At 71.2% G+C, this 20,337-nt stretch carries 12 protein-coding genes, 1 tRNA gene and 2 pseudogenes; 4 read left to right on the forward strand and 11 right to left on the reverse strand.

Features of this window, described 5'->3' with window-relative positions; genetic code table 11:
• Window positions 1-18 precede the first annotated feature (18 nt).
• A complete protein-coding gene (gene polA, locus VSR01_RS07865; RefSeq protein ID WP_442785412.1) occupies window positions 19-2,775 on the reverse strand; it encodes a DNA polymerase I in 2,757 nt (918 codons plus the stop codon).
• A 73-nt stretch (window positions 2,776-2,848) separates the two neighbouring features.
• Between polA and VSR01_RS07870 the strand changes: the two genes are divergently transcribed.
• On the forward strand, window positions 2,849-5,143 hold the full coding sequence (locus VSR01_RS07870; protein ID WP_326448543.1) for an FdhF/YdeP family oxidoreductase: 2,295 nt from the start codon (window positions 2,849-2,851) through the stop codon (window positions 5,141-5,143).
• A 20-nt stretch (window positions 5,144-5,163) separates the two neighbouring features.
• A complete protein-coding gene (locus tag VSR01_RS07875) occupies window positions 5,164-5,649 on the forward strand; it encodes a PaaI family thioesterase (RefSeq protein WP_326448544.1) in 486 nt (161 codons plus the stop codon).
• A gap of 18 nt (window positions 5,650-5,667) precedes the next feature.
• On the opposite strand, the gene VSR01_RS07880 is transcribed toward VSR01_RS07875, so the two are convergent.
• Together VSR01_RS07880 and VSR01_RS07885 are read right to left on the reverse strand one after the other, a co-directional pair.
• Entirely contained in the window at window positions 5,668-6,450 is a 783-nt protein-coding gene (locus VSR01_RS07880; protein WP_326448545.1) for a helix-turn-helix domain-containing protein, read from the reverse strand.
• Between the two features lie 89 nt (window positions 6,451-6,539).
• Window positions 6,540-6,622: transfer RNA gene (locus VSR01_RS07885), tRNA-Leu, on the reverse strand.
• A 90-nt stretch (window positions 6,623-6,712) separates the two neighbouring features.
• Here VSR01_RS07885 and VSR01_RS07890 point away from each other — a divergent pair.
• Entirely contained in the window at window positions 6,713-7,363 is a 651-nt protein-coding gene (locus tag VSR01_RS07890; RefSeq protein ID WP_326448546.1) for an ANTAR domain-containing response regulator, read from the forward strand.
• Window positions 7,364-7,458: 95 nt separating this feature from the next.
• On the opposite strand, the pseudogene VSR01_RS07895 reads toward VSR01_RS07890, so the two are convergent.
• The 6 genes and pseudogenes from VSR01_RS07895 to pyk form a co-directional block, all read right to left on the reverse strand.
• A pseudogene (locus VSR01_RS07895) lies at window positions 7,459-8,174 on the reverse strand (ABC transporter ATP-binding protein).
• Complete coding sequence (locus VSR01_RS07900; protein WP_326448547.1) at window positions 8,171-9,127, reverse strand: ABC transporter ATP-binding protein; 957 nt, start codon at window positions 9,125-9,127, stop codon at window positions 8,171-8,173. The pseudogene VSR01_RS07895 and the gene VSR01_RS07900 overlap by 4 nt, the downstream one beginning before the upstream one ends.
• 8 nt (window positions 9,128-9,135) lie before the next feature.
• Window positions 9,136-11,022: a branched-chain amino acid ABC transporter permease gene (locus VSR01_RS07905; protein WP_326448548.1), complete on the reverse strand. Its 1,887-nt coding sequence runs from the start codon at window positions 11,020-11,022 to the stop codon at window positions 9,136-9,138.
• A gap of 5 nt (window positions 11,023-11,027) precedes the next feature.
• Complete coding sequence (locus VSR01_RS07910; RefSeq protein ID WP_326448549.1) at window positions 11,028-11,957, reverse strand: branched-chain amino acid ABC transporter permease; 930 nt, start codon at window positions 11,955-11,957, stop codon at window positions 11,028-11,030.
• Between the two features lie 153 nt (window positions 11,958-12,110).
• Complete coding sequence (locus VSR01_RS07915; RefSeq protein WP_326453548.1) at window positions 12,111-13,340, reverse strand: branched-chain amino acid ABC transporter substrate-binding protein; 1,230 nt, start codon at window positions 13,338-13,340, stop codon at window positions 12,111-12,113.
• Window positions 13,341-13,868: 528 nt separating this feature from the next.
• The gene (gene pyk / locus VSR01_RS07920; RefSeq protein ID WP_326448550.1) at window positions 13,869-15,311 is read right to left on the reverse strand and encodes a pyruvate kinase; all 1,443 of its coding nucleotides are present in this window, start codon (window positions 15,309-15,311) and stop codon (window positions 13,869-13,871) included.
• A 267-nt stretch (window positions 15,312-15,578) separates the two neighbouring features.
• Here pyk and VSR01_RS07925 point away from each other — a divergent pair, with 267 nt between their 5' ends.
• Entirely contained in the window at window positions 15,579-17,408 is a 1,830-nt protein-coding gene (locus VSR01_RS07925; RefSeq protein WP_326448551.1) for a 5'-nucleotidase C-terminal domain-containing protein, read from the forward strand.
• Here VSR01_RS07925 and VSR01_RS07930 read toward each other — a convergent pair.
• Together VSR01_RS07930 and VSR01_RS07935 are read right to left on the reverse strand one after the other, a co-directional pair.
• Window positions 17,377-18,795 carry a lysine N(6)-hydroxylase/L-ornithine N(5)-oxygenase family protein gene (locus VSR01_RS07930; RefSeq protein WP_326448552.1) on the reverse strand — a complete coding sequence of 473 codons (1,419 nt, stop codon included), beginning with the start codon at window positions 18,793-18,795 and terminating at the stop codon, window positions 17,377-17,379. The two genes, VSR01_RS07925 and VSR01_RS07930, sit on opposite strands and share 32 nt — an antisense overlap.
• Window positions 18,792-20,179 (reverse strand): annotated as a pseudogene (locus VSR01_RS07935) (pyridoxal phosphate-dependent decarboxylase family protein). The gene VSR01_RS07930 and the pseudogene VSR01_RS07935 overlap by 4 nt, the downstream one beginning before the upstream one ends.
• Between the last annotated feature and the right edge of the window lie 158 nt (window positions 20,180-20,337).

The raw sequence follows: 20,337 nt of genomic DNA on the forward strand, positions 1-20,337 counted from the left end.
TTCGGCGCCACCCGCCCGTCAGTGCGCGGCCGACTCCCAGTCCGGGCCCGAACCGACCGACACGTCCAGCGGGGCCCGCAGCGGGTACGCACCCGCCATCTCCCGGCGCACCAGCTCCTCCACCTGCGCCCGCTCGCCCGGCGCGACCTCCAGCACGATCTCGTCGTGCACCTGGAGCAGCATCCGCGAGCGCAGCGAGGCGCCGGCCAGCGCCCGGTCCACCCGCAGCATCGCGATCTTCACGATGTCCGCCGCCGAGCCCTGGATCGGTGCGTTCAGCGCCATCCGCTCGGCCATCTCGCGGCGCTGCCGGTTGTCGCTGTTCAGGTCCGGCAGATAGCGGCGGCGGCCGAGCAGCGTCTCGGTGTACCCGGTGCCGCGGGCCTCCTCCACCACCCGGTGCAGATAGTCCCGCACACCGCCGAACCGCTCGAAGTAGGTGTCCATCAGAGCGCGCGCCTCGGCCGCCTCGATGCCCAACTGCTGCGACAGGCCGAACGCCGACAGACCATAGGCCAGGCCGTACGACATCGCCTTGATCTTGCGGCGCATCTCGGCGTCCACTTGGTCGCGCGGCACCGAGAACACCTGCGAGCCGACCGTGGTGTGCAGGTCCTCGCCCGAGGTGAACGCGGCGATCAGGCCCTCGTCCTCCGACAGGTGGGCCATCACCCGCAGCTCGATCTGGCTGTAGTCCGCGGTCAGCAGCGACTCGTACCCCTCCCCCACCACGAAGCCGCGGCGGATCGCCCGGCCCTCGTCGGTGCGGATCGGGACGTTCTGCAGATTCGGGTCGGTCGACGACAGCCGGCCGGTGGCCGCGACGGTCTGGCTGAAGGTGGTGTGGATGCGCCCGTCCGGCGCCACCGTCTTGACCAGGCCCTCCACGGTCACCCGCAGCTTGGCCTGCTCCCGGTGCCGCAGCATGATCACCGGCAGGTCGTGCTCGGTCTGCGCGGCCAGCCACGCCAGCGCGTCGGCGTCCGTGGTGTAACCGGTCTTGGTCTTCTTCGTCTTCGGCAGGCCCAGCTCACCGAAGAGCACCTCCTGCAACTGCTTCGGCGAGCCCAGGTTGAACTCATGGCCGACCGAGGCGTGCGCCTCGCCCACCGCGTGCTGCACCGCCGCCGCGAACTGCTGCTCCAGACCCTCCAGATGCGGCCGGTCGGCCGCGATGCCGGCCCGCTCCATCCGCGCCAGCAACGAGGACGTCGGCAGCTCCACGTCATGCAGCAGCTCCGCCGCGCCCACCTCCGGCAGCCGCTCCGCGAACACCTCGCCCAGATCAAGGACCGTACGCGCCTGCACCATCAGCGCCTGCGCCGCCGCGGCCTCGGCGTCCTCCCCCTCGCCCTCCTCGCCGAACGCCAACTGCCCGCTGCCGCCCTCGGCCGGCGCCAGCTCCCGGCCCAGATACTCCACCGACAGCACGTCCAGCGCGAAAGACCGGCGACCGGGCTTGATCAGATACGCCGCCAGCGCCGTGCACATGGTGATCCCGGCGATCCGCCAGCCGTGCTCGGCGAACACCCGCTCGGCGTTCTTCGCGTTGTGCAGCACCTTCGCCCGGTCCGCGTCGGCCAGCCACGCGGCGAACGCCTTCTCGTCGGTCTCGTCCAGCCCCGCCGGGTCGAACCACGCGGCCTCCTCGCCGGCCGCCAGCGCCACCTGCGTCACACTGCCGCTGCCCAGCGCCCAGGTGTCCACACTGGCCAGGCCCACCGGCACCCCGGCATGCCGCTCCAGCCAGCCCGGCAGCTCACCGGCCGCCAGCACCTCACCCGCCACGGCGACGCCCTCGGCGATCGCCGCCTCCTCCTGCTCCATGCCCGGGTCCGCGGCGAACAGCCGCTCCCGGAAGTTCGGATTGCGGAACTCCAGCGTGTCCAGCACCGTCGACAGCGACGTCCGGTCGTAGGGCGCCCGCTCCAACTGCTCGGGCGTGCTGTGCAACGGCACGTCCCTGACCATCTCGGTCAGCCGGCGGTTCAGCTTCACCGCGTCCAGATGGGCCCGCAGATTGTCCCCCGCCTTGCCCTTCACCTCGTCCACCCGCTCGCACAGCTCCGCGAACGACCCGAACTGCACGATCCACTTGGCCGCGGTCTTCTCGCCGACCCCCGGAATCCCGGGCAGATTGTCCGACGGATCGCCGCGCAACGCCGCGAAATCCGGGTACTGCGCCGGGGTCAGGCCGTACTTCTCCTCCACCTTCGCCGGGGTGTAGCGCGTCAGCTCCGACACGCCCTTCGTCGGGTACAGGACCGTGACGTGGTCCGAGACCAGCTGGAAGGAGTCCCGGTCACCGGTGACGATCAGCACCTCGTACCCCAGCGCCTCCGCCTGCGTGGCCAGCGTGGCGATCACGTCGTCCGCCTCGAAGCCGTCCACCGCGAACCGCGGCACCCGCATCGCGTCCAGCATCTCGCCGATCAGCTCGACCTGGCTGCGGAACTCGTCCGGCGTCTTGGAACGCGTCGCCTTGTACTCCGGATACTCGTCGAACCGCCAGGTCTTGCGCGACACGTCGAACGCCACCGCCAGATGCGTCGGCCGTTCGTCACGCAGCGTGTTCGACAGCATGGAGGTGAAGCCGTACACGGCGTTCGTCGGCTGACCCGTGACGGTGCTGAAATTCTCCACGGGCAGCGCGTAGAACGCCCGGTACGCCAGCGAGTGCCCGTCCAGCAGCATCAGCCGCGGGCGGTCGGTCGTCGTCTTCGATGCGGATGCTTTCTCTGCCACGCCCCCGATCCTCCCACGGTGGTGTGACATCCCCCGCGCACCGCCCGCCCACGGCCACCGCCCCGGCGGCGATCGCACCGCGAAACAGTGGCAGGATCGACACATGGCGAAGAAGCCCCCCTCAGGCGACCCCGTCCAGGACGCGCCGCACGTCACCGCGCCGCAGCACGCCGCCGCGGGACTGCCCGCGGTCGCCCACACCATGAAGACCGCCCGCGCCCAGATGGGCGCCCGCCGCACCGCCCTCACCCTGCTGCGCGTCAACCAGAAACAGGGCTTCGACTGCCCCGGCTGCGCCTGGCCCGAGGGCGACCACCGGCACACCTTCGAATTCTGCGAGAACGGCGCCAAAGCCGTCGCCGAAGAGGCCACACTGCGCCGCGTCACCCCGGAGTTCTTCGCCGAGCACCCCGTCGCCGACCTCGCCCGCCGCAGCGGCTACTGGCTCGGCCAGCAGGGCCGCATCACCCAGCCGATGTACCTCGCCGACGGCGCCGACCACTACCAGGCCATCCCCTGGGAACGCGCCTTCGCCCTCATCGCCGAGGAACTCCACGCCCTGGACACCCCCGACCAGGCCGTCTTCTACACCTCCGGGCGCACCAGCAACGAAGCCGCCTTCCTCCTCCAGCTCTTCGCCCGCGCATTCGGCACCAACAACCTCCCCGACTGCTCCAACATGTGCCACGAGTCCTCGGGCTCCGCACTCACCGAGACCCTCGGCGTCGGCAAGGGCAGCGTGCTGCTCGACGACCTCCACCAGGCCGAGCTGATCATCGTCGCCGGCCAGAACCCCGGCACCAACCACCCGCGCATGCTGTCCGCGCTGGAGAAGGCCAAACGCGGCGGCGCCCGCATCGTCAGCGTCAACCCGCTGCCCGAAGCCGGCCTCGAACGCTTCAAGAACCCGCAAACCGCGACCGGACTCGCCGGCCCCGGCACCCCCCTCGCCGACCTCCACCTGCCCATCCGGCTCGGCGGCGACCAAGCGCTGTTCCGCGCCCTCGGCCGCCTCCTGCTGGAAGCCGACGCCGTCGACCACGACTTCATCGCCCAGCACACCCACGGCTTCGACGCCTACCAGGCCGCCGCACGCGCCGCCGACTGGGACGAGACCACCCGCGCCACCGGCCTCACCCGCGCCGAGATCGACCGGCTCTTCGCCCTCCTCGCCGCCTCCCGGCGCACCGTCGTCTGCTGGGCGATGGGCCTGACCCAGCACAAACACGCCGTGGCCACCATCCGCGAAGTCGTCAACGTCCTGCTGCTGCAAGGAAACATCGGCCGACCCGGCGCCGGCGTCTGCCCCGTCCGCGGCCACTCCAACGTCCAGGGCGACCGCACCATGGGCATCTTCGAACGGCCCGCCCCCGCCTTCCTCGACGCGCTGCGCGACGAATTCGGCTTCGAACCCCCACGCGAGCACGGCCTCGACGTGGTCCGCGCCATCCGCGCCCTGCGCGACGGCCGAGCCCACGTCTTCTTCGCCATGGGCGGCAACTTCGTCGCCGCCACCCCCGACACCGACGTCACCGAGGCCGCCGTGCGCCGCGCCCGGCTCACCGTCCACGTCTCCACCAAACTCAACCGCTCGCACGCCGTCACCGGCGCCCGCGCCCTCATCCTGCCCACCCTCGGCCGCACCGAGAAGGACCGGCAGGCCACCGGCGAACAGTTCGTCACCGTCGAGGACTCCATGGGCATGGTGCACGCCTCCCGCGGCGGCCTCGCCCCCGCCTCCCCCCACCTGCTCTCCGAACCCGCCATCGTCAGCCGCCTGGCCCGCGCCGTCCTCGGCCCGCACAGCACCATCCCCTGGGCCGACTTCGAACGCGACTACGACCTGATCCGCGACCGCATCGCCCGCGTCGTGCCCGGCTTCGACGACTTCAACACCAAGGTGCGCCGCCCCGGCGGCTTCACCCTCCCGCACGCGCCCCGCGACAGCCGCACCTTCCCCACCGCCACCGGCAAGGCCAACTTCACCGCCGCGCCCGTGGAGTACCCGGACGTGCCGCAAGGGCGGCTGCTGCTCCAGACACTGCGCTCGCACGACCAGTACAACACCACCGTCTACGGCCTCGACGACCGCTACCGCGGCATCAGGAACGGCCGCCGAGTGGTCCTCGTCCACCCCGACGACGCCGCCGCCGCCGGCCTGGCCGACGGCGACTACGCCGACCTGGTCAGCGAATGGACCGACGGCAGCGAACGCCGCGCACCCGGCTTCCGCGTCGTCCCCTACCCCACACCGCGCGGCTGCGCCGCCGCGTACTACCCCGAGACCAACGTCCTCATCCCGCTGGACCACACCGCGGACACCAGCAACACCCCGGCCGCCAAGTCCGTGGTGATCCGCCTGGAGCGCACCGCGACCGCCGGACGCACCACCACCTGAACGAAACGGAGCACAACCGCATGGTCGAGCAGACCGCAATCGCCCTCCCGCCGGAGATCCTGGAGCAGTACGCCGGCATCGGCGTCGACCTCCGGGCGCTGTTCTCGGCAGGCGCGCTCGGGGAGCGGATGGGCATCCGCGTCCTGGAGGCGTCACCGGAGAAGGTGGTCGGGGTCATGCCCGTCGAGGGCAACACCCAGCCGTACGGACTGCTGCACGGCGGCGCCTCCGCGGCCCTCGCGGAGACCCTCGGGTCGGTCGGCGCGATGCTGCACGGCGGACCCGGCAAGATCGCGGTCGGCGTCGACCTCAACGCCACGCACCACCGCGGCCTGCGCACCGGGACGGTCACCGGAACCGCCGTCCCGGTCCACCGCGGCCGCTCCTCCGCCACCTACGAGGTCGCGATCACCGACGACGCGACCGGCCGCCGCGTCTGCACCGCCCGCCTCACCTGCATGCTCCGCCCGGCCACGCCCCCGACACCGCCGGCGCCCGCCTCCTGACCGCCCGGCCTCCGACTCTCAGGACTTCGCCCCGACGTGGCGGTCCATCAACGCGACCGAGCCCTTGCGCGCCACCGAGACGTTGGTGGGCCGCCCGCGCGGCCGTGCCACCCGCCACTCCACCCCCACCTTGTCGAGGGTCTCGCCGTACAGCCGGAGGATGTCGCCCGAGACGTTCGTGAAGAAGTACCGCGGGTACTCGTACCGCTTCCGCACGCCGCCGACCAGGCGCTCCGTCCAGTTGACGATCCGGCACCCGTCCGAGTGCACCAGCCCGCGGATGAACTCCCACGGGTGGGCGTCGACGATCTCCTGCTGCCAGGCCCCCAGCGCGATGACCCGCTCATGCTTCCGCCCGGGGCCGTGCTGGGGGAACATGCACACCAGGTGCTTGGAGTACACCTTCACGTTGTGACACCCCTGCTTGCGGGCCCTGCAGGTGCGGTTGCCCGGGAAGACCGCCCGCATCGCCTGCTCGACCGCGTCCATCACGCCCGGCCACTTGTCGTCGCAGGTGATCATCAGACTGGGAACCCGGTGGCCGGAGGCTTGGACGATGTGGCCGTCTCCGAGGTAGAACCCGAGCAGCAGACTGTAGGCGGCGCGGTCCAGCGGACGGCCGTCGCAGCGCGGGCAGGATCGGTCCGGGCGTCCGGGGCTCTCGCCGCGTCGCGCGCGATCGAGGTGCGCCCAGTAGCTGATCGTCCCCGCGGGAACCTGTAAGCGGCGGCCGGCCTCGGCGTTGGACACGCCCGCTCGGACGAGGTCGATGGCCTGGCGACGGATCTCGGAAGAGTGCATGGTTCGACTGTGCCGAACCTTTGCGCACATGTGTACGAATCCGAGCGAAGATCACCATGTTCAGTGATCTTGCTAAGGAGTCCTTTGGGTGCCGGGTGCGGGATTCGAACCCGCACGTCCTTTCGGACAGATGTGTTTGAGACATCAGCGTCTGCCGTTCCGCCAACCCGGCCGGGTTGCGAGGGCAAGCGTACCGCGTGGGTGAGAGCCGCCGCAGCTAGGTAGGCTCTACATGCAGCACTCCGCCTAACCGAGGAGCACCGTGAGCGGCCCCGAAGAGACACCGCGTCGTCGAGATGACCAGCCTCGGGAGGAGGCGGAGGCGCATGTGCCGCCGCTGACGACGCGTGTCGTCCTCGCGGAGGACGAGGCGCTGATCCGGCTGGATCTGAAGGAGATGCTGGAGGAGGAGGGCTACTCCGTGGTCGGCGAGGCCGGCGACGGGGAGACGGCCGTGAAGCTCGCCGAGGAGCTGCGGCCGGATCTGGTGATCCTGGACGTGAAGATGCCGGTGCTCGACGGCATCTCGGCGGCGGAGCGGATCGCGGGCGAGAAGATCGCCCCGGTGCTGATGCTGACGGCGTTCTCGCAGCGTGAGCTGGTGGAGCGGGCCAGGGACGCGGGGGCGATGGCGTATCTGGTGAAGCCGTTCAGCAAGAGCGACGTGGTGCCGGCGATCGAGATGGCGGTGAGCCGGTTCCAGGAGCTGCGCGCGCTGGAGGCGGAGATCGCCGATCTGTCGCAGCGGCTGGAGACGCGCAAGCTGGTGGACCGGGCGAAGAGCGTGCTGCAGACGAAGTACGGGTTGACGGAGCCCGCGGCGTTCCGGTGGATTCAGAAGACGTCGATGGACCGGCGGATGTCGATGCAGGCGGTGGCGCAGGCGGTCATCGACGAGGTCGCGGAGAAGTAGCCTGCCGCTGGCCGTGCGCGGGAGGGGCCCGCACCGAGGTCGGTGCGGGCCCCTCCCGTGTGCGGCCGCGGTGGTGCGTGGTGCGGCCGGGGGTGTCAGTCCTCGCCGAGGTAGGTCTTGCGGACGCCCTCGTCGTGGAGGAGTTCCTGTCCGGTGCCGGACAGCTTGATCGCGCCGATCTCCATCACGTGGGCCTGGTCGGCGAGCGAGAGCGCGGCCTGCGCGTTCTGTTCGACGAGCAGGATGGTGGTGCCCTGGGACTTCAGCTCCACGATGGTGGACATGATCTTCTGCATCATGATCGGCGAGAGTCCCATGGAGGGTTCGTCGAGCATGAGCAGTTTGGGCTGGGACATCAGGGCGCGTCCCATGGCGAGCATCTGCTGTTCGCCGCCGGACATGGTTCCGGCGGCCTGCTTGCGGCGTTCCCCGAGGATGGGGAAGAGGTCGTAGGCGCGCTGGATGTCCTGGGCGATGCCGGCGGCGTCCTTGCGGAGGTACGCGCCGAGCTTGAGGTTCTCCTCGATGGTGAGCCGGGGAAGATGTGCCGGCCCTCGGGCGAGTGCGCGAGTCCGAGTGCGACGATCTTGTGCGCGGGGACGCGGGCGAGGGGTTTGCCGTCGAAGACGATGCGGCCGCCGATGGGCTTGAGCAGTCCTGACAGGGTGCGCAGGGTGGTGGTCTTGCCGGCGCCGTTGGTGCCGATCAGGGTGACGACCTGGCCGGCCTCGACGGAGAAGGAGATGCCTTTGACGGCCTCGATCTTGCCGTAGGCGACCCGGAGGTCCTCGACTTCCAGGAGTGCGGTCATCGGTCGTTCTCCTGCCCGGGCTGTTCCTGCTGTTCTTGCGGCTCCGGTTGTTCGCGCTGCTCCGCCCGGCCCGGTTGCTCGGGCTGTTCCTGCGGCTGGGCGAGTTCCTGCCGGACCTCCGCGTCGGCCTCGTCGGCGGGTGCGCCCTCGAAGGGTTCGCCGAGGTAGGCGGCGATGACCCGTTCGTCGTTCTGTACGACGTCGGAGGTGCCCTCGACCAGTTTCTCGCCCTGGACGAGGACGGCGACGCGGTCGCAGAGGTTGAAGATGAACCGCATGTCGTGCTCGATGACCAGGACGGCGATGCCCTGGTCGCGGATGGCGAAGACGAGTTCCTCGGTGGCCCTGGTCTCCTGCGGGTTCATGCCGGCGGTGGGCTCGTCGAGCAGCAGCAGTCCGGGCTCGCTGGCCAGTGCACGGGCGATCTCCAGCTTGCGCTGTTCGCCGTAGGGCAGGTTGCGGGCGAGGTGCTCGGCCTTGTCGGCCAGGCCGGTGAACTCCAGGAGTTCCATGGCCCGGGCGCGGGAGGCGGCTTCGGCCTTGTGGTAGCCGGGGCCGCGGACGAGCGCGGACAGCAGGCCCTGCTTGGTGCGGGTGTGCCGGCCGACCAGGACGTTCTCCAGCACCGTCATGTTGGCGAAGAGCCGGATGTTCTGGAAGGTGCGGGCGATGCCGGCCTTGGTGACCAGGTGCGGCTTGGGCGGGAGCACGGTGCCGCGGTAGGTGACGGTGCCCTCGGTGGGCACGTAGAGGCCGGTGAGGCAGTTGAAGAAGGTCGTCTTGCCGGCGCCGTTGGGGCCGATGAGGCCGACGATCTCGCCGCTGCCGACGGTCAGGGAGACGTCGCGGACGGCGGTGAGGCCGCCGAAGCGCATGATGACGCCGCTGGCCTGGAGCAGGGCGGACGGTTCGGCGGCCGGGGCCGGTCCTGGCTGGTGTGTGGTGGTGGTCATGGTGTCTTTCACGCCCCTGCCGTGCCGGCTGCCGGGACCGTGTCGTCGCCCATCGGGCGCTGGTCGGGTGCGGTGGCCTCGTCCTGGTGGAACTCCAGCTGCCGGCGCTTGTTCGCGATGATGCCCTCGGGCCGGAAGCGCATGATCAGGATCAGCGCGAGGCCGAAGGCGAACAGTTCGTAGCGGGACAGGAAGTCCAGCTTCTGGGGGATCAGGTAGAGCAGGGCGGCGCCGAGGATCGGGCCGCTGACGGTGCCCATGCCGCCGAGGACGACGGCGGCGAGCAGGAAGGCGGAGTTGGGCGGTTCGGCGCCGGAGAACTGGTACGGGCTGGGCACCACGCTGTAGGTGACGTGGGCGCTGACGGTTCCGGCCAGGCCGGCGAGGGAGGCGCCGAGGGCGAAGGCGACGAGTTTGACGCGGAAGCCGTTGACGCCCATGGCGGTGGCGGCGGTCTCGTCCTCGCGGATGGCGATCCAGGACCGGCCGATGCGGGAGTCGGCGGCGCGGGTGAAGACCAGCACCACGATGACGGTGATGAGCAGCATCAGCAGGTAGTAGTTGCCGTAGCGGCCGAGGGTGACGGAGCCGACCTCGTGGGAGTCGCCGAGGTTGTATCCGAAGATCGACAGGTCGGGGATCTGGGAGATGCCGTTGGGTCCGTTGGTGACCTTGGGGCCGCTGACGCCGTCGAGGTTGTTGACGACGATCCGGAAGATCTCTCCGAAGCCGAGGGTGACGATGGCCAGGTAGTCGCCGCGCAGCCGCAGGGTCGGGGCGCCGATGAGGACGCCGAAGACGAGGGCGGCGGCCATGCCGGTGAGCGCGGCGGCCCAGAACGGGAACTGGACGCCGGACCAGATGGAGAACTGGGAGCCGGAGACCAGGGCGGCGGCGTAGGCGCCGACGCCGAGGAAGGCGACGTAGCCGAGGTCGAGCAGGCCGGTGAGGCCGACGACGATGTTGAGGCCGAGGGCGACGGTGCCGAAGATGAGGATGTTGACGCCGAGGTTGGCCCAGTGCTCGTTGTTCTGGGCGAACGGGTAGGCGATGGCGGCGAGGACGCCGACGACGCCGGCGAAGGCCCGGTTGTCCTGGGTGATCTGGCGGAACTGCCGGGTCAGGCCGGCGGCGCCGAGGCCCAGGAAGCTGAAGGTGACGATGATCAGGAAGCCGATGAAGATGTCGCTGTAGTCGGTGGCCAGGCCGTAGGTGAAGACCTTCACGCCGACGGCGAAGACGACGACGATGGCGAGCCACTGCAGCGCGCGGTGCAGTTTGCGCGGGTCGGAGACCGGCAGGTCGGCGTGGGCGAGGCGCAGTTCGCGCAGCAGCCGCCAGCCGCGGGCGGTCAGGCCGAAGGCGGCGAACCGGCCCAGCTCGTAGTACTCGTGGTCGTCGGGGTCCTTGGGCTGCCGGGTGATGGGCAGGGCGAGGGCGCCGAGGAAGAGGACGAGGCTGCCGACGGCGGCGACGACGCCGCCGGGGTCGAGGTTGGCGAAGCCGCCGAGTTTGGCGGCGATGTCGATGACGGTGTACCAGGTGGTGCCGATGGTGCCGAGCGCCAGCAGCAGGACGGAGTTGTTGCTGCGGCTGGGGTTGAGCCAGCGCAGGCCCTTGGTGCCGAAGGCGCCGAGGGCGACGACTCCGGTGAGGATGCCGCCGATGAGGGTGAGGACCTGCAGGCCGCCGGGGTAGCCGCTGACCGTGAGGTCGCCGGGGAAGGCGGTGGTGTAGGTCCAGGACATGAACGTCGAGGCGATCGTGACGACCGCGCCGACGATGACGGCGATGCGGGCGACGTTGGTGGGCAGCGGGATGAAGGGGGCGTTCCTGCGGCCTGCGACGGTTGCTTCGTCGGCGGCCTGCGCGGTGGCGAGGGGGATGTCGGTCATCGCGATCACGCCCTGTCCGCGACGCGCTCGCCGAGCAGGCCCTGGGGCCGGACGAGCAGCACGATGATGAGGAGTACGAAGGCCCACACGTTGGCCCATCCCTGGCCGCCGAGCTGCTGCATGCCGGGGATGTCGGAGATGTAGGCGGAGGCGCAGGCCTCGGCGATGCCGAGGACGAGGCCGCCGAGCATGGCGCCGTAGATGTTGCCGATGCCGCCGAGGACGGCGGCGGTGAACGCCTTGAGGCCGGCCTGGAAGCCGATGTCGTACTTGATCTGGCCGTATTTGAGGCCGGAGGCGAGGCCGGCGACGGCGGCGAACAGGCCGCCGATGGCGAAGGCGATGATGATGATGCGGTTGGTGTCGACGCCCATGAGCTGCGCGGTGTCGGGGTCCTGTGCGGTGGCCTGCATGGCGCGGCCGGTGCGGCTGGTGCGGACGAAGGCGGCCAGCGCGATCATGCAGACGACGGCGGCGACGAGCAGGAAGATGTCGCCGGTCTGGATGTCGATGTCGCCGACGTGGTAGGGGCCGCCGGGCAGCTGGGGGAACTTCTTGCCGCTGGTGGCGTCGGGGTACCACAGGAAGACGGCCTGCTGGAGGGCGAGTGAGAGGCCGATGGCGGTGATCAGTGGTGCCAGGCGGGGGGCGTTGCGCAGTGGCCGGTAGGCCAGCCGCTCGGCGCCCACGGCTATCAGGACGGACACGACGGCGCCGCCGGCCAGCATCAGTGGCAGTGCGGCCCAGATGGACATCCCGTCGGGGAGATTGGTGTAGACGGCCAGCGCGCCGAAGGCGCCGGTCATGTAGATCTCGCCGTGGGCGAAGTTGATGAGCTGGACGATGCCGTACACCATCGTGTAGCCGATGGCGATGAGCCCGTACATCGAGCCGATGAACAGCCCGTTGGCCAGCTGTTGCGGCAGGGTGTGCACCGCATGGCCTCCATGTCGCTGGGAGCAGTGGGGAGTGGGGACGGTGGGTCGGGGCCGGTGGGGCCGGGGTGTTTCGTGCGGAGGGCCGCGCGGTCGGGGTGTCCGACCGCGCGGCCCTGGTGCTGGAACGGCGACCGTGGTGGGGCGCCGGCGTCAGCCGGTGTACGTGCCGGTCTTCACCGCGGCCCAGGCGCCGTTCTTGACCTGGTAGACGGTGAGCTGCTTGTTGGTGGTGTCGCCGAACTCGTCGAACGAGATGTGGCCGGAGATGCCTTCGAAGTCGGCCTTCTGGACCTGGGCGACGACCTGGCTGCGGGCGTCGGTGGGCAGCTTGCCGCCGTTGGCGTCCATCACGGCCTTGACGGCGTTGATGATCGCCATGGCCGCGTCGTAGGAGTAGGTGCCGTAGGTGCCGTAGTCGCCGGGGTAGCCCTTGGACTTGTAGGTGCTGATGAAGTCCTTGGCGGCCGGCAGGGTGGTGGCCGGGACGCCGACGGAGGTGGCCAGGTCGCCCTCGGCGGCCTTGCCGGCGGTCTTGATGTAGGTGTCGGAGAACATGCCGTCGCCGCCCATCAGCGGGATGTTGACGCCGGCCGCCTTGAGCTGCTTGGTGATCAGCTCGGACTCGTCGTACTGGCCGCCGTAGTAGAGCATGTCGGCGTGCGAGTTCTTGATCTTGGTGACCAGGGTCGAGTAGTCGGTGTCGCCGGTGTTGACGTGGTCGGAGCCGGCGATCTTGCCGCCGAGCGCGGCGAACTTCTGGTGGAAGATGCCCGCGAGGCCGGCGCCGTAGGTCTGCTTGTCGTCGACGACGAAGGCGTTCTTCTTCTTCAGCGTGTTGTAGGCGTAGTCCGCCGCGAAGCCGCCCTGGTTGGCGTCGGTGGTGGCGGTGCGGAAGTAGGTCTTGAAGGGGCGGACCTTCTTGCCGGTCGCCCAGTCCTTGCCCTGGGTGAGGGTGGGGTTGGTGTTGGCGGGCGAGATCTCGACCATGTTGGCGGAGGCGAACACCTGCTGCATCGACTGGGCGACGCCGGAGTTCAGCGGGCCGACGGCGCCGATGACGTCGCTCTCCTGGACCAGCGCGGTGGCGTTCTGCTGGCCGGTGGCGGGCAGCGCCTTGTCGTCGAGGGCCTTGACCGCGAAGGTGACGCCCGGGACGAGGTTCTTGGCGTTGGCGTCGTCCACGGCGATCTTCGTGCCGTACTGCAGGCCGAGGCCCGTGGAGGAGTTCTGGCCGGTGAGGGGGGCGTCGACGCCGATCACGACCGTCGTCTTGGCACCACCGGTGTCGCTGCCGCCGCTCTTCTTGCTGTCGTCGCTGCGCGACCCGCAGGCGGTGAGGGTGAGAGCTCCGGTGGTGAGCACGGAGGTCAGAATCAGCAAGGAACGCTTTCGCACGATCAGTCCTTTCCCTGGCGCGGCCGTCTCTGCTGAGAGGCCGAGTCGCGCGCTGGCAGCCGAACTGACAAATCCGGTGGCGCGGTGACTGGCCGTGACTCTAGGCGCGGTTTGGGGGGTAAGGCAGAGGTGTGGGCGAGAGTGTGACTGTCTTGTTATGCCGATCGGAAACTCTTGAGGTTCCGCTGAGGTTGTCTGCGGGGTTTGGGCGCTTTGCGCAGCCGTCCACATGATGAGAACGTGCACTTCCGGCAGTGCGCGCGGGCCTTTGGGGCAACCGGGCCGGGCCGTCCGCCCGATGAGACGGCGGAGGGTCGAAATCCGCTGCCCGTCCGTACCCGGACAGGGGAACGTGCGAACCGGGCAACGGCCGTGGCCGGTTCCAATGAATTATTGCGTTTGCGTTACGCAGGGTTATTCGGCGCCCGGCGTCTTTACCCAAACAAGACCCCCGCCCGGCAACCGCCGGGCGGGGGTGCGTTGCTTCGACAGGAGCAAAAATGCGAATGCCCGTTACGAACGGGGGCGCGGCGAGTCGTCCTCGCCGATGCGGTGCACCCGCACCATGTTGGTGGTACCGGGCATTCCGGGCGGCGAGCCCGCGGTGATGACGACGGTGTCGCCCTTCTTGCAGCGGCCGATGCGCAGCAGTTCCTCGTCGACCTGCTGGACCATCTCGTCGGTGGTCTGCACGGTCGGGCCGAGGAAGGTCTCCACGCCCCAGGTCAGGGTGAGCTGGGAGCGGGTGGACTGCTCGGGGGTGAAGGCGAGCACGGGGATCGGCGAGCGGTAGCGGGAGAGCCGGCGCACGGTGTCGCCGGACTGGGTGAAGGCGACCAGGAAGCGGGCGCCGAGGAAGTCGCCCATCTCGGCGGCGGCGCGGGCCACCGCGCCGCCCTGGGTGCGGGGCTTGTTGCTCTCGGTCAGCGGCGGCAGCCCGGCGGCGAGGATGTCGGCCTCGGCGGCGGCCACGATCCGCGACATCACCTTGACCGTCTCGATGGGGTACTTGCCGACGCTGGTCTCGCCGGAGAGCATCACCGCGTCGGTGCCGTCGATGACCGCGTTGGCCACGTCGCTGGCCTCGGCGCGCGTCGGCCGGGAGTTGTCGATCATCGAGTCGAGCATCTGGGTGGCGACGATGACCGGCTTGGCGTTGCGCCGGGCGAGCGCGACCGCGCGCTTCTGCACCAGCGGCACCGCCTCCAGCGGCATCTCCACGCCGAGGTCGCCGCGGGCGACCATGATGCCGTCGAAGGCGTCGACGATCTCGTCGAGGTTCTCCACCGCCTGCGGCTTCTCGATCTTGGCGATGACCGGGACCCGGCGGCCCTCCTCGGCCATGATCCGCAGCACGTCGTCCACGTCCCGTCCGCTGCGCACGAAGGACAGCGCGATCACGTCGGCGCCGGTGCGCAGCGCCCAGCGCAGGTCGCGTACGTCCTTGTCGGACAGGGCGGGCACCGATACGGCCACACCGGGCAGGTTGAGGCCCTTGTGGTCGGAGATCATGCCGCCCTCGATGCACATGGTGTGCACCCGCGGCCCCTCGACGTCGGTGACCTCCAGCGTGACCCGGCCGTCGTCGACCAGGATGCGCTCGCCGCGGGCGACGTCGGCGGCCAGCCCCTTGTACGTGGTGCCGCAGATCTGCTGGTCGCCCTCGATGTCGTCGACGGTGATGGTGAACTCGTCGCCGCGTTCAAGGAGTACCGGGCCCTCGGCGAAGCGGCCGAGCCTGATCTTCGGGCCCTGAAGGTCGGCGAGCACGCCCACGCTGCGGCCGGTCTCGTCGGCCGCCTTGCGGACCCGTCGGTAGCGGTCCTCGTGCTCGGCGTAGGAGCCGTGGCTCAGGTTCAGGCGTGCCACGTCCATGCCGGCCTCGACCAGTGCCTTGATCTGGTCGTACGACTCGGTGGCGGGGCCCAGGGTGCAGACAATTTTGGCTCGGCGCATGTGTCGAGCGTATGACCTACTCGTTGGTAGGTGACTCGACGACGGCAACTGTCCAACGACGTCTGGATTAAAGGTTGTTGACAAGTGTCGAACTGTGCGGGGGTCCGCTCCGATGAGCGCGTCACCGGCGGGAAACCCGCCCGTCACGCGCGGGGGGGTGTCGCCGCGGCGGGCCGGTGGTCCAGAATCTACGCGCGTCGCCGACCCGGGCGACGAGGACGTCGGACCGCCGCAGCACCCGGACCGACCGCACCGCGAGGAGAACAGATGCCGCTCAACCGCAGGGACTTCATCAACCGCTCGGCCGCCACCGGCGCGGGCGTCGCGCTCGCCGGGGCGGCCGGCGCGGTGGCGGCGCCCGGCGCCCAGGCGGCCGACGCCCACGCCGGTGGCCGCGGCCAGCACGGCCCCCGCACCTTCTCGCTGCGCGTGCTGGGCACCACCGACCTGCACGGGCACGCGCTGAACTGGGACTACTTCACCGACGCCGAGTACGACGACGCGACCCACAACGACGTCGGCCTGGCCAAGGTGGCCACGCTGGTGGAGGCCGCGCGCGCCGAGAAGGGCCACGACCGCACCCTGCTGATCGACGCCGGCGACATCATCCAGGGCACCCAGCTGTCGTACTACTACGCCCGGGTCGAGCCGATCACCGGCGACCGCAAGGGCCCGCGGCACCCGATGGCGCTGGCCATGAACCACATGCGCTACGACGCGGCGGCGCTGGGCAACCACGAGTTCAACTACGGCATCCCGCTGCTGCGCGCCTTCCAGGAGCAGTGCGACTTCCCGCTGCTGGCCGCCAACGCCGTCGACGCCACCACCTTGAAGCCGGCCTTCCCGCCCTACCTGGTCAAGGAGCTGCGGGTGCCCGGCCACCCGCCGGTCAAGGTGGGCGTGCTCGGGCTGACCAACCCCGGCATCGCGGTGTGGGACAAGGCCAACGTGCAGGGGCGGATGGCCTTCCCCGGCCTGGTGGAGCAGGCGAAGGTGTACGTGCCGAAGCTGCGCGCGCTCGGCTGCGACGTGGTGATCTGCACCGACCACTCGGGGCTGGACGGCGGCACCTCCTACGGCGACGCGGTCCCCTACCCGGAGAACGCCTCCTCGCTGGTGGCCGCGCAGGTGCCGGGCATCGACGCGATCCTGGTCGGCCACACCCACGTGGAGCGCCCGCAGACGCTGGTGGTCAACGAGCAGACCGGCCGGACCGTGGTGCTCTCCGAGCCGCTGATGTGGGGCATGCGGCTGAGCGTGTTCGACATCGACCTGGTGCGCGAGCGGGGCCGCTGGCAGGTCGCCTCGGTGACCGCCGAGGTGCGCAACGCCAACACCGTCGAGGAGGACCCGGTGGTGGCGAAGCTGGTGCGCGCGGAGCACGAGAAGGTCGTGGCGTACGTCAACCAGGTCGTCGGCACCTGCACCGCGGCGATGTCGGCGGCGGAGTCCACGTACAAGGACACCCCGATCATCGACTTCATCAACCTGGTGCAGTCCGACACGGTGACGGCGGCGCTGGCCGGCACCCAGTACGCCGACCTGCCGGTGCTCTCCGAGGCGTCGCCGTTCTCCCGCACCGCGGCCATCCCGGCCGGGCAGGTCAGCCTGCGCGACGTGGCGGGTCTCTACGTCTACGAGAACACCCTGGACGCCAAGATCCTCACCGGCGCGCAGGTCAAGGACTACCTGGAGTGGTCGGCGCGGTACTTCGCGCAGACCGCGCCGGACGCGCCCGTCGACCCGGCCGAGCTGACCAACGCGGGCAACATCCCCGACTACAGCTACGACGTGCTCAGCGGGGTGTCGTACGACATCGACATCGCGCAGCCGGCCGGCTCGCGCATCGTGAACCTCACCCACGACGGGAAGCCGGTCGACCCGGCCGCCCGGTTCGTCCTGGCGGTGAACAACTACCGTTCCAGCGGCGGCAGCAACTACCCGCACGTGGCCGCCGCGCAGTCGGTGTGGTCCAGCTCCGACGAGATCCGCAACACGATCATCGCCTGGGTGCAGGCGCACGGCACGATCGACCCGTCGACGTTCGGCGCCGACCAGTGGCGGCTCACCCGTGCCGGGGTGCCGCTGTTCCAGTAGCCGCGGCGGGCGTCCGGGCGCCCGCGCCGGCCAGGCCGAAGGTGGTGAACGCGGTCCTGGCCGGCAGCGGGTAGGGCTCGTCGCCGGTCAGCAGGCCGGTCAGGTCGTTGAGGATCACCGCGGAGCGCCAGGCCGCGAGCCCGAGGTCGGGGGCGCCGACGCCGTGGGTGTGCCGCTCGGCGTTCTGCACGTAGACCCGGCCGGTGACACGGCGGTCCAGCTCCAGCCGGTACCGCGCGTCGACGGCCGGCCGCCCGGCGGCGTCGGTGCGCAGGTACGGCCGCAGCGGCTCCAGCAGCCGGTCCAGCGGGCGCTCCCGGTACCCGGTGGCGAGCACCGCGGCGCCGGTCACCAGCCGGGTGCGGGTGCCCTGTTCGACGTGCTCCAGGTGGAGTTCGACGCCCTGCGCGCCGAGGCCGGCGGTGCGCACCGCGACGCCCGGGGTGAGCACCGCGTCCGGCCAGCCGCCGTCCAGGGTGCGCCGGTACAGCTCGTCGTGGATCGCGGCCATCGTCTCGGCGTCGATGCCCTTGTGCAACTGCCACTGCCGCGGCACCAGTTCGTCGCGGACCTGCTCGGGCAGGCCGTGGAAGTAGCGGGTGTAGTCGGCGGTGAAGTGCTCCAGGCCCAGTTTGCTGTACTCCATCGGCGCGAAGGCCGGGGTGCGGGCCAGCCAGGTCAGCCGCTCGCGGCCGGGCGGGCGGTTCCTGAGCAGGTCGAGGAAGACCTCCGCGCCGGACTGTCCCGAGCCGATCACCGTGACGTGGTCGGCGGCCAGCAGCCGGGCGCGCTCCTCCAGGTAGCGCGAGGAGTGCACCACCGGCACCGTCGGCGCCTCGGCCAGCGGGCGCAGCGGACCGGGCACGTACGGCTCGGTGCCGACGCCGATCACCAGGTGCCGGGCGTGGGTGCGGGCCAGCGCCTCGGCCTCGCCGTGCGCGTCCAGCTGGGTGTGGTCGACCTCGAAGCGGCCGCGGTCGGCGTCCCAGCGCACGGTGTCGACCTGCTGCCCGAAGCGGGTGCTGGGCAGCGACCGCGCGACCCAGCGGCAGTAGGCGTCGTACTCCGCGCGGTGCACGTGGAAGCGCTCGGCGAAGTAGAACGGGAAGAGCCGCTCGCGGGACTTGAGGTAGTTCAGGAACGACCAGGGGCTGGCCGGGTCGACCAGCGTCACCAGGTCGGCCAGGAACGGCACCTGCAAGGTGGCGCCCTCGAGCAGCAGTCCCGGGTGCCAGGAGAAGCCGGGCCGCTGGTCGTAGAAGACGGCGGTGAGCCCGGGGACGCGGTCGGCGAGCGCGGCGAGCGAGAGGTTGAACGGGCCGATGCCGATGCCGAGCAGGTCGAACGCCTCGGGGTCGGGGGCGGCGGGGTCCCGGTCTGCGGTCATGGTGCGGTGGTGCCTTCCGTGTCCGGTGCGGTGAGCCGTACCAGCGCGTCGAGGTCGTCGGGGCGCAGGTAGGGGTTGAGCAGGGTGGCCTTCAGCCACAGCCTGCTGCTGGCGCGGGCCCGGCCGAGCACCGCGCGCCCGTCCCGGGCCAGGCGCCGGCGCAGCTCGGCGACCTGCTCGTCGTCGGCGCCGGCCGGGCGGAACAGCACGGTGGAGATGACCGGCGGCGCGTGCAGGGTGAGCCCGGGGTGGGCCTCGATCCGGTCGGCGAGGCCGGCGGCGAGGTCGCAGACCGCGTCGACCAGCGTGGCCATGCCCTCGCGGCCCAGCGCGCGCAGGGTGACCGCGACCTTCAGCACGTCCGGCCGGCGGCTGGTGCGCAGCGAGCGGCCGAGCAGGTCGGGCAGTCCCGCCTCGGTGTCGTCGGCGGCGTTGAGGTAGTCCACGCGGTGCTCCAGCGGGCGCAGCGCGGCGCGGTCGGGCACCGCGAGCAGGCCCGCGGCGACCGGCTGCCAGCCCAGCTTGTGCAGGTCGAGGGAGACCGACACCGCGGACTGCAGGCCGTCGAGCTTGGCGGCCTCGCGCCGGCTGAACAGCAGCGGGCCGCCGTAGGCGGCGTCCACGTGCAGGTCCGCGCCGTGCCGCGCGACGGCCCGGGCGATCCGCGGCAGCGGGTCGATCGCGCCGGTGTCGGTGGTGCCGGCGGTCGCCACCAGCAGCGGGCGGCCGGGCAGTTCGTCCAGCGCGGCGTCCACGGCGGCCGGGTCGAGGACGCCGGCGGGGGTGTCCAGCACGACCGGTTGGGGCAGGCCGAGCAGCCAGGCAGCGCGCCGCACGCTGTGGTGGGCGTTGGCGCCGCAGACGGTCTGCACGCGGGGGCCGCCGGCCGCGCGCTCCCGGGCCAGCAGCAGGGCGAGCTGGTTGGACTCGGTGCCGCCGGTGGTGACCAGCGCGTCCGGCGCCGGCAGGTCGGGGTAGACCAGTCCGGCCAGCGCGGCGGTCATCCGCGCCTCCAGCTCGCTCGCGGCCGGCGCCTGGTCCCAGGAGTCCAGCGACTGGTTCAGCGCGGAGGCCGCGAGGTCCGCGGCGGCGGCGACCGCGAGCGGCGGGCAGTGCAGGTGGGCGGCGACGCGCGGTTCCGCGGGGTCGGCGGCGCCGGCGGCCAGGGCGTGGACCAGGGTGGCCAGGGCCTCGTGCTCGCCGGTGCCGGTGTGCGGCAGCACGTCGCCGAGGGCGGCGTCGAGGCGGCCGGCGACCTCCCGCGGGCCGCCGGACGGCAGGGCGCCGGCCCGGCGCCGGCGCCCTCGGCGAGGGCGGTGCACACGGTCTCCACGAGCGGACGCAGTTCCTGTGCGCCGTGGCGTCCGCCGGCGAGTCCGGGCATGGCGTGACCTCCCGTCGCCCCCCACCCCGGGGGTCCCTCCCCCTCAACGAGCCCGCGTCGCCTTGGGCACGCTCCCGGCCCGTCCCGAAGGGGTGGTCCCCTCATCCCCGAACTCGACGTCCGGCGTCGCGGCGCGGGGCGCTCGACGCGAGCGGCCG

Origin of the sequence: Actinacidiphila sp. DG2A-62, assembly GCF_035825295.1 — a bacterium.
In the GTDB taxonomy this organism is placed as follows: Bacteria; Actinomycetota; Actinomycetes; order Streptomycetales; family Streptomycetaceae; genus Actinacidiphila.